10 protein-coding genes and 4 pseudogenes are annotated in these 14,887 nt (G+C 61.9%); 11 read left to right on the forward strand and 3 right to left on the reverse strand.

Annotated features, from left to right (window positions below; all coding sequences use genetic code 11):
* Positions 1–98 precede the first annotated feature (98 nt).
* Both AB4O25_RS02160 and AB4O25_RS02165 read left to right on the forward strand, forming a co-directional pair.
* Positions 99–242, forward strand: a complete 144-nt coding sequence (locus AB4O25_RS02160; RefSeq protein ID WP_017528333.1) for a hypothetical protein — start codon at positions 99–101, stop codon at positions 240–242.
* A gap of 88 nt (positions 243–330) precedes the next feature.
* Positions 331–1,110 (forward strand): FadR/GntR family transcriptional regulator, encoded by a 780-nt coding sequence (locus tag AB4O25_RS02165; protein WP_017528334.1) that lies wholly within the window; start codon positions 331–333, stop codon positions 1,108–1,110.
* Positions 1,111–1,223: 113 nt separating this feature from the next.
* Here AB4O25_RS02165 and AB4O25_RS02170 read toward each other — a convergent pair.
* Positions 1,224–1,948, reverse strand: a pseudogene (locus AB4O25_RS02170) (oligogalacturonate-specific porin KdgM family protein).
* A 358-nt stretch (positions 1,949–2,306) separates the two neighbouring features.
* On the opposite strand from AB4O25_RS02170, the gene AB4O25_RS02175 reads away from it, so the two are divergent.
* From AB4O25_RS02175 to AB4O25_RS02210, 8 genes and pseudogenes are all read left to right on the forward strand, one after another.
* Positions 2,307–3,461, forward strand: coding sequence for a mandelate racemase family protein (locus tag AB4O25_RS02175; RefSeq protein WP_026067292.1), 1,155 nt, complete (start codon positions 2,307–2,309; stop codon positions 3,459–3,461).
* A gap of 72 nt (positions 3,462–3,533) precedes the next feature.
* Positions 3,534–5,143 (forward strand): annotated as a pseudogene (locus AB4O25_RS02180) (ABC transporter substrate-binding protein).
* 45 nt (positions 5,144–5,188) lie between these two features.
* Positions 5,189–6,202, forward strand: a complete 1,014-nt coding sequence (locus AB4O25_RS02185) for an ABC transporter permease (RefSeq protein ID WP_370737731.1) — start codon at positions 5,189–5,191, stop codon at positions 6,200–6,202.
* A gap of 46 nt (positions 6,203–6,248) precedes the next feature.
* Positions 6,249–7,853, forward strand: coding sequence for an ABC transporter substrate-binding protein (locus tag AB4O25_RS02190; RefSeq protein ID WP_065877838.1), 1,605 nt, complete (start codon positions 6,249–6,251; stop codon positions 7,851–7,853).
* A 32-nt stretch (positions 7,854–7,885) separates the two neighbouring features.
* Positions 7,886–8,803 (forward strand): ABC transporter permease, encoded by a 918-nt coding sequence (locus AB4O25_RS02195; protein ID WP_065877840.1) that lies wholly within the window; start codon positions 7,886–7,888, stop codon positions 8,801–8,803.
* A 15-nt stretch (positions 8,804–8,818) separates the two neighbouring features.
* Positions 8,819–9,667 carry an ABC transporter ATP-binding protein gene (locus AB4O25_RS02200; RefSeq protein WP_460150397.1) on the forward strand — a complete coding sequence of 283 codons (849 nt, stop codon included), beginning with the start codon at positions 8,819–8,821 and terminating at the stop codon, positions 9,665–9,667.
* A gap of 2 nt (positions 9,668–9,669) precedes the next feature.
* Positions 9,670–10,446, forward strand: a complete 777-nt coding sequence (locus tag AB4O25_RS02205; RefSeq protein ID WP_065877842.1) for an ABC transporter ATP-binding protein — start codon at positions 9,670–9,672, stop codon at positions 10,444–10,446.
* 50 nt (positions 10,447–10,496) lie between these two features.
* A pseudogene (locus tag AB4O25_RS02210) lies at positions 10,497–12,297 on the forward strand (glycosyl hydrolase family 28 protein).
* Positions 12,298–12,320: 23 nt separating this feature from the next.
* Here AB4O25_RS02210 and AB4O25_RS02215 read toward each other — a convergent pair.
* Together AB4O25_RS02215 and AB4O25_RS02220 are read right to left on the reverse strand one after the other, a co-directional pair.
* Positions 12,321–13,318 (reverse strand): annotated as a pseudogene (locus AB4O25_RS02215) (NADP-dependent oxidoreductase).
* Between the two features lie 42 nt (positions 13,319–13,360).
* Positions 13,361–14,149 (reverse strand): SDR family NAD(P)-dependent oxidoreductase, encoded by a 789-nt coding sequence (locus AB4O25_RS02220; protein ID WP_017528343.1) that lies wholly within the window; start codon positions 14,147–14,149, stop codon positions 13,361–13,363.
* 165 nt (positions 14,150–14,314) lie between these two features.
* Between AB4O25_RS02220 and AB4O25_RS02225 the strand changes: the two genes are divergently transcribed.
* Complete coding sequence (locus AB4O25_RS02225) at positions 14,315–14,884, forward strand: TetR/AcrR family transcriptional regulator (RefSeq protein WP_017528344.1); 570 nt, start codon at positions 14,315–14,317, stop codon at positions 14,882–14,884.
* Positions 14,885–14,887: the final 3 nt, after the last annotated feature.

Here is a 14,887-nt window from a genome sequence, read left to right on the forward strand (position 1 = left end):
GGTTTTGTTGAACGTATGGGCCGGCCGGGCGGCCTGATAAATCAGGGGCTGAGCCACTGCTTGGCTCGTTCATAAAACCCGTCAGCAGGTGACCCGTCATGAACAGATTCTGCCTGGTAATGTGCAGCATGTTGATGCTTCAGGGCTGTTTCGACAGCGCCGATAACACCACCAAGAACAACACCGATGGCAGCAAATCGTCGGTGCAAATGCAGGAGGGCAAGGCTCAAGAGAGCAAGTAACCGGGGTGTCCATCACGCGCGTCTACGTTGTCGTACAACCAATGCGCTATGATGCGCCTTCCTCCGTAAACCGAGACTTGTGTTCTTGATGGACAACCCGAACGTCCAGCCCACGGTTCGCCGCCGACACCGAAGCCTGGCCGAAGAGCTGGTCACCGAACTTTCCCGACGCATCTGCGCCGGTGAGCTGGCGCGTGGCACAAAGCTGCCGACCGAATCGCAAGTGATGGCCGAGCACGGCGTGAGCCGCACCGTGGTGCGTGAGGCCATCTCGCGTCTTCAAGCTGCGGGCCTGGTCGAAACCCGGCATGGCGTCGGCACGTTTGTGAAGGATGTGCCAAGCCCCAGTGGGTTCCGGATCGACCCAGAGACCATCGTGACCTTGCAGGATGTGCTGGCGGTGCTCGAGTTGCGCATCAGTCTGGAAGTGGAGGCGGCGGGGCTGGCCTGTGTGGGGCGTACCGATGAGCAGTTGCGGGTGATGCGCGACTCGTTGGATGCGCTTAACTCGCGAGCGGTGAGTGCCGATTATGCGGTATCGGCGGACTTCCAGTTTCACCAGCAGATCGCGCTGGCCACCGGCAATCGCTACTTCACCGATATCATGCTGCATCTGGGGGTCAACATCCTGCCGCGTACGCGCCTGCACTCCAAACGCTTGGCCAACGACAACAAGGAGCCCTACCTGGAGCGCTTGAGTCGTGAGCATGAGGATATCTACAAAGCCATCCTGCGGCGCGATGCCGACGCCGCTCGTGCCGCGATGCGCCTGCACCTGTCCAACAGCCGCGAGCGTATGCGCCGTGCCTACGAAGCGGCTGCCGCGCAGTTGTCGCACGGCCCGGCCGTAGTAACCGCGCGGCCCTGAGCCGGCAGCCCGGCCCAACGGAGGCAGGCTGCTCGTGGCGCTTTACTGCTGGTTGACTGCGTGCCACTTGCCTGGCGAGCGATGCGCACAAGCAAGGCAAGTGGCGCGGGGCATTACATGAAGTTGTACTGCACACCCAGGCGCCAGCGTGCCTGGCGGTCTTCAGAGGTGGCGTTGACCTTCACGTCGCCGATCTCCATGAACGGTGCCCATTCCTTGGTCAGTTTGTATTTGACGATCAGGTTCTGTTCGTAGTCGTTCTTCTTGTTGTCGTAGCGAATGTAGTCCGTCTTGAAATAGATGAACTGGTATTCGTACGCCCATTTGCTCGCCGGCGTATAGCCGAGCCAGCCCTCAAAGCGGTGGGTGGTCTGGTCATCCTTGATGTGGTCGGGCAGGTCTTCGTCGACCTGGTCGCGATCGAGCTTTTGGTATCCAGCCGGTAGCGCGTCGCCGCGTAGAAAGCATCGTTGATCTTGTAGTTGTACTTGAGGCCGAGCTTGTAGGTGGTCGAGTCCTTCGAGCTGTCCATCTGGAATGCCGGGGTCAACGTCGACTGCGGGCTGAGCTTGTAGTTGTAGCTGACGGTGAACTCGTGACCGTTGTTGACCAGGTTGTCATAGGCGACGTCTTCGCGGTCCCCGGCGGTGCGGTATTTCATTTCCGCTTCAAAACCCAGGCCACTGTCCAGGCGGTAATTGAGCTTGATTCGATCAGCGTGGGCGCTGTCTTCCTCGGTGAACTGGTGGCGGTAGTTGATGCTGGCAGAGTCAGCGCTGACATAGAGCGGCAGGCTGAGGGCCAGGGCAGTGACGAGCGTGCGTAGGGTGGTGTTCATACGGTCTTCTTTTTTGTTTTTGTTAGGGTCGTTTGAGGATGCTGCGGCAGTACGTTGTTGCGTATGGATCTCATCTATGCTGCCGATATACGTTATCGTACGACAAGACGACTCGTCTACGGGTTATCGGTGGTTTTGAAACATCTTGAAATATATGTACCCAGTGAATAGGGCTTTACAGCCAATCCTGTTATTCCTTGGTTGTCTTTAAAAATCGGGCTTATGTGGGGTTTTGCCGAGAAAACCGCAGAAATGGAGGCGGATTATTGGGTCTTTTCAAGTGTTGTACGATGACCTATGATCGGTCGCAACAGACGACATTCCTGTCTCAAATCCAATAAGAAGGCTTAAGACGTCCATGAGAATCACAGCAGTCAACGTCCAGGTGTTTTCCTACCCGACCCGCCGCGCAGTGGACAGCGCCGGCCATGCTCACCCCGGTGATGTCTCCCAGGCGCAGATGGCGCTGCTGCGTATCCAGACCGAAGATGGCCAGGAGGGTTATGCCTTTGGCGCCCCCGAGTTGATCCGCCCCTATGTGCTGGACGGCTTTGTGCGCAAAGTGCTGGTGGGCCAAAACGCGTTTGACCGCGAGAAGATCTGGCACGACCTGGCGCATTGGCAGCGTGGCAGCGCCAGCCAGTTGACTGACCGCGCGCTGGCCCTGGTTGAGCAGGCGCTGTGGGATTGGGCGGGGCGCACACTGGGCGTGCCGGTGCACAAGTTGATCGGCGGGTTCCGCGATAAGGTGCCGGCTTATGGCTCGACCATGTGCGGCGATGAGTTGCCCGGCGGCCTGGCGACCCCCGACGACTACGGCCGGTTCGCCGAAACCCTGGTGCAGCGCGGTTACAAGGCCATCAAATTGCACACGTGGATGCCGCCGGTGTCTTTTGCGCCAAGCCCGCGCATCGATGTCGCAGCCTGTGCGGCCGTGCGCGAAGCTGTCGGGCCGGACATTGCATTGATGCTCGATGGTTACCACTGGTACAGCCGCACCGAGGCGCTGTACATCGGGCGCGAGTTGGAGAAGCTCGACTTTGCCTGGTTCGAAGAGCCGATGATGGAAGAGTCCGCCGAGTCCTATGCCTGGCTCGCGGGGCAGTTGGATATACCAGTGCTGGGCCCGGAAACCCTGTCCGGCAAGCACCTGAGCCGCGCCAGCTGGGTCAAGCACGATGTCTGCGATATCTTGCGTGCCGGCGTGGCGGGCGTCGGCGGTATTGCACCGTGCCTGAAGGTGGCGCATTTGGCTGAGTCGTTTGGCATGGACTGCGAGATCCATGGCAACGGCGCCGCCAACCTGGCGGTGGTCGGCGCCATCAAGAACTGCACCTGGTACGAACGCGGCCTGCTGCACCCGTACCTGGACTACGACGACGTTCCGGCCTACCTCAAGCGCCTGGTGGACCCGATGGACAATGACGGTTTTGTGCACCTGTCCGACTTGCCGGGCCTGGGTGAAGACATCGACTTCAACTACATCGAGACCAACACGCTTAAGAGCTTCTGACGTATACACGGCCCGTTCGGCATAAGCCGGGCTGGCCGAGAGCCCTATAAATATAAAAAAGGCACTCTTGTTATGACTATTTTCCCTTCGCTGTGGGCGCGGGTATTCGTCGCCGCCCTGGCCGTGACCGCGGTACCCCAGAGCTTTGCCAAAACCCCGGCCGATCAACTGATTGTCGGCATGAGCATGATCAACCTGTTGTCCCTGGACCCGGCGGCCGCCACCGGCCTGGACGTGTCGGAGATCAACGCCAACCTCTATGACATGCTGCTGGTGCAGGACGTCGCCCAGCCTGACCGCCTGGTGCCGGCGCTGGCCGAACGCTGGCAGGTCAGTGATGACCGCAAGACCCTGACCTTCAATTTACGCGACGGGGTGAGGTTCCAGTCCGGCAACACCCTGAGCGCCGAAGACGTGGCCTGGTCGCTGCACCGCGTGCTCAAACTCAACCTGGCCCTGGCGTCGACCTGGAAGGCCTACGGCTTCACCGCCGAAAACGTCGAACGCTATATGCGCGCCACCGATGCCGCGACCTTCGTGATAGAGCTGCCACGGCCGACCGATCCGCTGCTGGTGCTCAACACCCTGGCGACCTCGCCCAGTGCGTTTATCCTCGACCGCAAAAAAGTCCTCGAACACCAGAAAAACAACGACATGGGCGCCGCCTGGCTGGTGACGCATGCGGCCGGCAGTGGCGCGTTCGTGCTCAATGACTGGCGCGCCAACGATGTCATCCTGATGAGCCGTTTCGACGGTTACTGGGGTGGCCCGGCCAAGCTCAAGCGCATCGTCATGCGCAACATGACCGAGTCGCAGTCGTTGCGCCTGATGATCGAGCGCGGCGACCTGGACATCGCCAAAGGCATGTCCGCGCCGGACATCGAAGCCCTGCAAAAAAGCGACAAGGTGCGCACCCAGACCCTGCAACGCGGCACGCTGTATTACGTGGCGCTGAGCGTAAAGCAGCCGATGTTCGCCGATGCGCGCGTGCGCAAGGCCGTGCGTTCGCTGATCGATTACCAGGGCATCAACCAGACGGTCATGCCGCATTACGGCGTGATCAACCAACGGCCGATGCCGCTCGGGTTGGCCGCGCGCTTGCCCGACCCCGGCTATACGCTCAATGTCGAGCAGGCCAAGGCCTGGCTGGCCGAAGCCGGCTACCCGAACGGCTTCAAGACCACCATCCGCGTGCTGGCCGAGCCGCCATTCATCAACATTGCCTCCAACCTGCAGTCGACCCTGGCCCAGGCCGGTATCCAGGCCAGCATCATTACCGGCACCGGCAACCAGATCTATGGCGCGATGCGTGAGCGCAGCTTCGACATCATTGTCGGACGCGGCGGTGGCGGCGCGGAGCGGCATCCGCATTCCAGCCTGCGCACCCTGGTGTACAACCCGGATAACCGCGATGAAGCCAAGCTCACCAACTTTCAGGGCTGGCGTACTTCTTTTACAGCGCTGAACTCAATCAACTGATCGAGCGCGCGGAAGTCGAGCCCGACGCCGGCAAGCAACTGGCCCAGTACCGGGATATCCAGGCGCAAGTCGATCAGCAGGTGGGGGCTATTTTGCCCGTCTCGCAAATGACCGACACCGTGGTGGTATACACCGACGTAGCCGACTTCCAGGGCCACACCGCTGCGACCACGCGCTACAAAGACGTCTACAAAAAGCGCTGATCGATTAATCAGGAGCTCACTATGTTTGTTATGACTGCCTCTGTCATGGGCGCTCGCGCTTCCAACACCCTGCGGCGCGCCAGCACCGTGCTGGTGACCTTGCTCGGCCTGCTGGCGCTGACTTTCATCATCGGCCGCGTCATGCCGCTGGACCCGGTGCTGGCCGTGGTCGGGCCCGACGCGGACGCGTCCACCTACGACCAGGTGTACCGCTCAATGGGCCTGGACAAACCGATCTGGACCCAGTTCGGGCTTTACCTCAACGACCTGCTCCACGGTGACTTCGGCAATGCGCTGTTGACCGGCCACCCGGTGCTTGACGACATCCTGCGCGTGTTCCCGGCGACCATCGAGTTGGCCACCCTGGCGATCCTGTTCGGCGTACTTATCGGCTTGCCACTGGGCGTGTGCGCGGCCAGTAACCAAGGCCGCCTCGGCGATCACGTCGCACGGGTGATCACGTTGTTCGGCTACTCCACACCGATTTTCTGGCTGGGCATGATGGGCCTGCTGGTGTTCTACGCCTGGCTCGGGTGGGCCGGTGGAGCAGGGCGCATCGACCTGGCCTACGACGGCATGGTGCCCGAGGTCACCGGCCTGCTGCTGATCGACACCAGCCTGGCGCGCGACTGGGACGCCTTCGCGAGCGCCTTGCGTCATATCGTGTTGCCGGCGCTGATCCTGGGCTTGAACTCGGTGGCGTACATCAGCCGCATGACCCGCAGCTTCATGCTGGAGCAACTGTCCCAGGAGTACATCATCACCGCGCGGGTCAAGGGTTTGTCCCGTCGCCAAGTGGTGTGGGGGCATGCGTTTCGCAACATCCTCGTGCAGTTGCTGACGGTGGTGGCGCTGGCCTACGGCTCGTTGCTGGAGGGCGCGGTGTTGATCGAAACGGTGTTTGCCTGGCCGGGGTTCGGCCAGTACCTGACCAGCAGCCTGATGCTGGGTGACATGAATGCGGTGATGGGCTGCGTGCTGGTGATCGGCCTGATTTTCGTCGCACTCAACCTGATCAGCGATGCCTTGTACAAGGTATTCGACCCGCGCACCCGTTAACCCAAAACGCGGCACGGATAAAACCAATAAAAACAAGGAATTTTCCATGACATTTTCGACACTGCACCTTGGCCTGTTCGCGGCCGTTCTCGCCCTCGGGCCGATGACAATGGCCCACGCCAAAACCCCGGCCGATCAACTGATCGTCGGCATGAGCATGGTCAACCTGTTTTCCATCGACCCCGCCAACGCGCCTGGCCTGGATGCGTCCGGCGTCAACGCCAACCTCTACGACACGCTGATCAAGCGTGACCAGGGCAACCCGGAAAAACACCTGCCACAACTGGCCGAGCGCTGGGACATCAGCGAGGACGGCAAGCAGGTGACCTTCCACCTGCGCCAGGACGTTAAGTTCCATTCGGGCAACCCGCTGACCGCCGAGGACGTGGCGTGGTCGCTGTACCGCGTGATGAAACTCAACTTCGGCCTGGCCACCACCTGGAAGGCCTATGGCTACAACCTCGACAACATTCAATCGCTGATTCGCGCCACCGATGCCCATACCCTGGTGGTCGACCTGCCGCAGACCATGGACCCGCTGCTGCTGGTGGATTCCCTGGCGATCTCGCCCAGCGCCGTGGTGGTGGACCGCAAGACCGCCCTGGCCCATGAAAAGAACGGCGATCTGGGCGCCGGTTGGCTGGTGACCAACGAAGCGGGCAGCGGCCCGTTCGTGCTCAGCAAATGGAGCGCCAACGACTCGCTGTTGCTGACCCGTTTCGACGGTTACTGGGGCGGCGCGGCCAAGCTCAAGCGCGTGGTGGTGCGGCACATGACCGAATCGCAGTCGCTGCGCCTGATGCTTGAACGTGGCGATCTCGACCTGGCCTATGGCATGGCCGCGCCGGACATTCGCGCCATCGACGGCTCGGACAAGATCCAGGTGCAGTCATTGCCACGGGGCACCATGTATTACGTGGCGATGAGCATGAAGCAAGCCGAGTTTGCTAAGCCCCAGGTGCGTGAAGCGGTGCGCAACCTGATCGACTACAAGGGCCTGGATGAACAGGTGATGCCGTACTACGGCAAGCTCAATCAGCAACCGATGCAGTTGGGGCTGGAGGCGCGCTTGCCGGACCCGGGTTATCACATGGACGTGACCAAGGCGAAAAAGCTGCTTGCCGAGGCGGGCTATCCCAACGGTTTCACCACCACCATTCGCACCTTGTCGGAGCCGCCGTTCATTGATATCGCGGCGCGCCTGCAAGCGACCCTGGCCGAAGGCGGGATCAAGGCCAGCATCGTCACCGGCACCGGCAACCAGGTGTACGGCGCGATGCGTGCGCGCAATTTCGAAATCATCGTGGCGCGGGGCGCCGAGCGTTATCCGCACCCGTATTTCAGCCTGCGCACCTTCGCCTACAACCCCAACAACAGCGACGATGCCGGCTTGCCGAACTTCCAGGGCTGGCGCGCCTCGTTCTTCAACCCGCAGCTCAACAGCCTGATCGACCAGGCCGGGGTCACCCGCGACTCGGCGCAGCGCATCAGCCTGTACCACCAGGCGCAGCACCTCTACGACCAGCAGGTGGGGCCGATCCTGATGATCTCGCAGATGACCGACACCGTGGTCAGCGCGGCCGACGTCAAGGGTTTCAGCGGTGACGATGCCGAGGCCACCCGTTATCTGGGTGTCTACAAGCAGCGTTGAGTGCTTCCAGAATTCACACAGAGAAGATGCTTATGAATGCCAATCTGTCTTCCATGGAAACGGCGGCGAAGCGCCCGGTGGATCGCTCCCCGGGCTCGAGCTTCGACGCCTTGTGCAAAAGCGGCGTGCGGGTGTTGCGACACCTGTTGCGTAACCCCATGACCCTGGCGGGCCTGCTGGTGGCGCTGCTGTTGGTGGTGGTGGCGGCTTTCGCGCCGTGGATCGCGACCCACGATCCGGTGGCGCAGAACCTCGCCAATGCCTTGCAGGCGCCAGGCTCGGCGCATTGGTTCGGCACCGATGAATATGGCCGGGACATCTTCAGCCGCCTGGTCTACGGCTCGCGCATCACCCTGTACATCATTGGCCTGGTCACGGTGATCGTGGGGCCGATCGGCCTGTTTATCGGCACGGTGTCGGGCTATTTCGGCGGGGCGGTCGACACCGTGTTCATGCGCTTGACCGATATCTTTATTTCCTTTCCCAGCCTGGTCCTGGCGCTGGCGTTTATCGCAGCCCTCGGCCCTGGCCTGGAGCATGCGGTGGTGGCGATTGCCTTGACGTCCTGGCCGCCGATTGCGCGGCTGGCGCGGGCCGAGACCCTGTCGCTGCGCAATGCCGATTTTGTGGTCGCGGTGGAGCTGCAAGGGGCGTCGCCGGCGCGGATCATCCTGCGCCATATCGTGCCGATGTGCCTGTCGTCGGTGATCATCCGCCTGACCATGAATATGGCCGGGATCATCCTCACGGCCGCCGCCCTGGGCTTTCTCGGCCTGGGTGCCCAGGCGCCGTTGCCCGAATGGGGCGCAATGATCTCCACCGGCCGGCGCTACATGCTCGAATGCTGGTGGCTGGTGGCGGTTCCCGGCGCGGCAATCATGCTGGTCAGCCTGGCCTTCAACCTGTTGGGCGATGGCCTGCGGGACATCCTTGATCCGCGTAGCGAATAACCGGAGGACCACCTGATGTCCGCGATTAAATTGAATGTCCAAGGGCTTGACGTGCGCTTTGTCAGTGGCCAGAAAGAAACCCACGCCGTGCGCGATGTGTCCTTCACCTTGGGGCGCGAGAAACTGGCGATTGTCGGTGAGTCCGGCTCGGGCAAATCCACCGTCGGGCGCAGCCTGCTCAAGCTGCATCCGTCCAGTGCGAAGATCACCGCCAAGGCCATGACGTTTGGCGAAGTTGACTTGCTGTCGGCCAGTGAAAAGGCCATGCAGAAGATCCGGGGCCAGCGCATCTCGATGATCATGCAAGACCCCAAGTACTCGCTGAACCCGGTGGTCAAGGTGGGCGAGCAGATCGCCGAAGCCTACCTGGCCCACCACAAGGCCAGCCGCAGCGATGCCCGCGAGCGTGTGCTGCGGATGCTCGAACAGGTGCACATTCGCGACCCGCAGCGCGTGTACAACCTGTACCCGCACGAGGTGTCCGGCGGCATGGGGCAGCGCATCATGATCGCGATGATGGTGATTACCCGCCCCGAAGTGATCATCGCCGACGAGCCCACCTCGGCGCTGGATGTCTCGGTGCGCCAGCAAGTGCTCAACGTGCTGGAAGAGTTGGTGGACCAACAGCAGATGGGGCTGATCTTTGTCAGCCACGACCTCAACCTGGTACGTAACTACTGCGACCGCGTGCTGGTGATGTACGCCGGGCGCGTCGTCGAGTCTCTCGCGGCCTGCGACCTGCACTACGCCGAACACCCCTACACCCGGGGCCTGCTGGCCGCGCTGCCAAGCATGGACAACCGCCGCGGGCACCTGCCGGTGCTCAAGCGCGACCCCCTCTGGCTGACCCAACAAGGACCCTGAGCATGCCCATGATCCAAGCACACGCCTTGAACCTTAGCTTCGGCACCGGTGCCGCCATCAACCAGGTGCTGCACGACGTGAACCTGAGTGTGGCCGACGGCGAATCGTTCGGCCTGGTGGGGGAGTCCGGCTCGGGCAAGACCACCGTGCTGCGCTGCCTGGCCGGGCAGTACCGGCACTGGAGCGGCGCGCTGAGCATTGCCGGCGCACCGTTGCAGCACAAAATCCCCAAGGAACATTTTCGCAAGGTGCAGATGGTCTTCCAGGACCCCTACGGCTCCCTGCACCCCCGGCACACCATCGACACCGCCCTGCGTGAGCCGCTGATTATCCATGGGGTAGGGGACAAGGATGACCGCATCAACGAGATCCTGCTCAAGGTCGGCCTGAACGACAGTTTTCGCTTTCGCTACCCGCACCAATTGTCCGGTGGGCAGCGCCAGCGCGTGGCCATTGCCCGCGCGCTGATCCTGGAACCGCGCGTGCTGTTGCTGGATGAGCCGACCTCGGCCCTGGACGTGTCGGTGCAGGCCGAGATCCTCAACCTGCTGGCAGACCTGCGCCAGCGCGAGAAACTCACTTACCTGCTGGTCACCCATGACCTGGGCGTCGTCACGCACCTGTGCGACCGGGTGGCGGTGATGCAACACGGCAAGCTCGTTGAACTGCTCGACTGCCAGGCGCTCAGCCAGGACCAGGCGGTGCACGATTACACGCGCATGCTGGTGCAGGCCAGTCGTGACTTCAGCCAGGCGTCGGAACGCCGCCAGGTCGGCTGAAGCACGCCAGCCACACAACACGGATAACCGGCAACAACAAGGAGAACGACATGCCGTACCAACCCCTCGAGACACCTTCGCACGCGCTGCCCTGGCCCTCGTCGCCCTCGGTTGCAGCCCGCTGTCCTGGGCGCTGCAGGCGCCGTCCGGGCTGCAAGTGCCGACGCTGGCTTACGATGACCGGCAGATTATTCTGGTGTGGGAAAAACCCACCGATCATGCCGATATCCAGGACTACCGGGTCTACGCCAACGGCACGCTGTTGGGCAGCGCCCATGCCAATAATGATCAGGTGTCGCCGGCCAAGCCCTATATCGACCAGTTCTACCGCCAAGACACCGCGCACTTTCACCACCGCATCGGCATCCACAGCTACACCGCACAGGGCCTCAAGCCCGATACCGCGTACCGCTTCACCGTACGTTCGGTGGATGGCAACGGCGCGGAGTCTGCCGACAGCCCCGCCGTCGTGCAGCGCACCACCCCTGTGGCGGCGCTGTTCGACGTGAAAAAATACGGCGCCAAGGGCGATGGCAGCCACCTCGACACGCTGGCGATCCAGCGCGCGATCGATGCGTGCACGCCGGGCTGCAAGGTCTTGCTACCCAAAGGTATCTACAAAAGTGGCGCGCTCTACCTCAAGAGCCACATGACCCTGGAGATCGCCGAAGGCGCAACCTTGCTCGGCTCTGAGCGCGCCGAGGATTACCCGTTGGCGGGCTACATCCAATATCCCTATTCCACCACGGTGCGCCCGGCGTCGTTGATCAATGCCCTGCCGCGCGATCCGCGCGCGCATCAGGCGTTCGAAAATATCCGCATCGTCGGCAAAGGCACCCTCGACGGCAATGGCTGGAAACGTAACCCGGATGTGATCGATGAGCGAGGCCGGGCCTTGCCGTTTTACCTGCCCAGCGACAACACCCGCTATGCCCAGGACGGCATCCTCGCCAAAGCCCAGGTGGAGCAAGCCGTGGCGCGGGGCATGAATGTCAAGGATGCCTACGGGCAGATGCGCTCGTCGCTGATCACCCTGCGCAACGTCAAGAACGTGTTCTACGGCGGTTTCACCGTGGTGAACCCGGCGTTCCACGGCATCATGAACCTGGAGAGCGAAAACGTGGTGCTGGCCAACACCACCCATACGACCTACGACGCCAACAACGGCGATGGCATCGAGTTCGCCAACAGCAAAGGCGCAATGGTGTTCAACAACGTCTTCGATACCGGCGACGACTGCGTCAATTTCGCCGCCGGCACCGGTGCGAATGCGGTGCATCAACCGCCCAGCAGGACGCCTGGATTTTCAATAACTACTTCCGCAAAGGTCACGGCATGGTGGTGGCCGGCAGTCATACCGGTGCGTGGATCCAGGACATCCTGGCCGAAGACAATGTCTCCGACGGCACCGACGCCGGGCTGCGCATGAAGAGCACCAACTTCATGGGCGGCGGGGCGCGCAATGTCATCTTCCGTGATTCGGCGCTGCGCAATACGGTCAAGCAGGCGTTCATCTTTACCCTGGATTACAACGACCCCAACGCCAAACTCGATTACCAGCGCTCCACAGTGGCCGGGCAGTTCAAGGACATCCACGTGAGCGATGTGAGCGTCGAGGACGCCCAGGGCCGGGCCATCGAGGTCAAGGGCGACAGCCAGCACAATGCCTACCACGAGGGGTTGGTGTTCCAGCGCGTGCGTTTTCGTGGCGCCGCCGGGGCACGGATCGACGGGTTGAAAAATTCGCGCTTCGAAAACGTGGTGTTCAGCCACTACGGCGCCGCCAACCCCTGGCAGGTGACGGGCAGTTCAGGATTGAGTTTCGAAGCAGTGCAGCCGGCACCGCAGTAGGGCGCTGCGGTGTGAGGGGGCGGTCATTTCAGGCTGATGACCACCTTGCCTTTTGACCGTCCCTGTTCCACATAGCCCAGGGCATCGGCGGTCGCGTCGAACGGGAACACGCGGTCAACCACCGGTTTGATCGCGCCGGCCTCCACCAGCTGTTTGATCTGCTTCAGTTGGGCGCCGCTCTGGCGCATAAAAACGAAGTCATAGTTGAGGGTTTTCCTGCGTGCTTTGCGGCGGATACCGCTGCTCAACACACGCATGGCCAACCCCAGCACCCAGGGCAGCTTGTGCGCCTGGGCGAACTGCGGTGTCGGCGGCCCGGAGATGGAAATGAGGCGGCCACCCGGCTTGAGAATGCCGAGGGATTTCTCCAGTTCGTCCGCGCCCAGGCTATGCAACACCACGTCGTAATCGTGCAGGGCGCTGTAGACGTCCTGCTGTTTGTAGTCGATGACAACATCCGCGCCCAACGCCTTGACCCATTGCACATTGGCGCTGCTGGTAGTCGTCGCGACGAAGGCACCCAGATGCTTGGCGAGTTGGATAGCGATGCTGCCGACGCCACCGGAACCGGCCTGGATAAACACCTTTTGGCCTTTTTCAACTGGGCGGTTTCCACCAGTACCTGCCATGCCGTCAGCGCCACCAGGGGCAGGGCGGCGGCATGTTCCATGTCGATGTTGTCGGGTTTCAACGCCAGCGCGTCTTCATGCACCGCGATCAACTCGGCGAAGCTGCCGATGCGCGCGTCGGGCGCACGTGCATAAACCTCATCGCCGGGTTTGAAACCGCTCACGGCGGCACCCACCTGGATCACCACGCCGGCCAGGTCATTGCCCAATATCAGCGGGAATGCATACGGCAGGATCAGCTTGAACTCGCCCGTTCTGATCTTCGAATCCAGCACGTTGACGCTGGCGGCGCGCACTTGGACCAATACGTCATGGTCGCCCACCTCAGGCGTGGGAACCTCGCCGATGCGTCCGTTGTGTTTGCCGTAACGGTCGATCAAAAATGCCTTCATGGTGATTCAACTCTCAGTGCGCCGAAGTGAGTGTAGTGCGGTTTATGCCTTGGCCGTGTAGCGCTCGGCCACCTGGGATTGCTTGATCTGCGCGAGCAAGCCCTGGCGGGCGCCCTGCAAGTCATCCCAACGCGCAGCGTCCTGCAAGGGCGGAATGGTCACTGGCTCGCGACGGTCGAAACCGACCAGCGCGGCATCGACCAGGTCGCCCACTTCCATGATCTCGCTGAGGGTGTTGATGTCGATGCCGGCACGATCCCAGATTTCGGTGCGCGTGGCGGCCGGCAGTACGGCTTGTACGTAGACGCCTTTGGGCGTCAGTTCCAGGCTCATGCCCTGGGACAGGAACAACACGAAGGCTTTAGTCGCGCCGTATACCGTCATGCCGAATTCCGGCGCCAGGCCCACCACCGAGCCGATGTTGATAATCGCGCCGTCGCCGGCCTGGGCCAGGCGTGGGGCGATGGCGCTGGCCAGCCGCACCAAGGCGGTGGTGTTGAGCGTGACCAACTGCGCCACGCTGTCGGTGGACTGTTCGATAAAGCTACCGGACTGCGCGGCGCCGGCGTTATTGACCAGGATGCCGATCGCCGCGTCATCGCGCAGACGGGTTTCTACGCGGTTCAGGTCGCTGGTTTGGGTCAGGTCGGCCTGGATCACGTCAACATTAACGTTGTGCGCCTCGCGCAACTTGGCTGCCAAGGCGTCCAGTCGCCCCTTGTCGCGAGCGACCAATACCAGGTCGTGCCCACGTTGGGCAAAGCGCGCGGCGTAGGTGGCGCCGATGCCGGTGGAAGCGCCAGTGATAAGAACGGTCTTGGAGCTGCTCATGAATGGATCCTCGAATACAGGGGAGGGCGACGTGCGCCATGCCGGCAACAATTTGCGTTGGCGGTTTTATGATGTCGATCATAATCAAAGCTGTCAACAGTTTTGATTATGGTCGTAATCATAGTATGCTCAGGCCATTGTTTTAGGCCGTAGAGGAACAGGTCCATGAAAATCACCAAGACGCAATCGGCTGCCAACCGCGCGCATATCGTGCAGACGGCTTCAGAGCTGTTTCGCGAGCGTGGCTACGATGGGGTGGGGGTGGCAGAGCTGATGGCCACCGCCGGTTTCACCCAGGGCGGCTTCTATAAGCACTTCGGTTCCAAGGCGGACCTGATGGCCGAGGCGGCGCAAAACAGTCTTGCGCAATCGCTGGCCAGCACCGAAGGCCTCGATGTAGAGCAATTTATCCAGTTGTACGTGTCGCGCGAGCACCGCGACGGACGGGGCGACGGTTGCACCTTGGCTGCGTTGTGTGCGGACGCCGCGCGTCAATCCGGTGCGCTGAAGACGACCTTTGCCGACGGCGTTGAAAACACAGTGCGGGCGCTGCAGCAAAGCGTCTCGGCGGATACCCAGGCAACGGGGCAGGACAGCCGTGCAAAAATGCTCGACACGTTGGCCCATGCAGTCGGTGCCGTCATCCTCTCGCGCGCCTGCCCGGATGATTCGCCCCTCGCCGACGAAATTCTCCAGGTGTGCCGCGCAGAGATCCTCGCTTCCCTGCGCGGCTAAGCC

This window comes from Pseudomonas sp. S3_A03 (assembly GCF_054668275.1).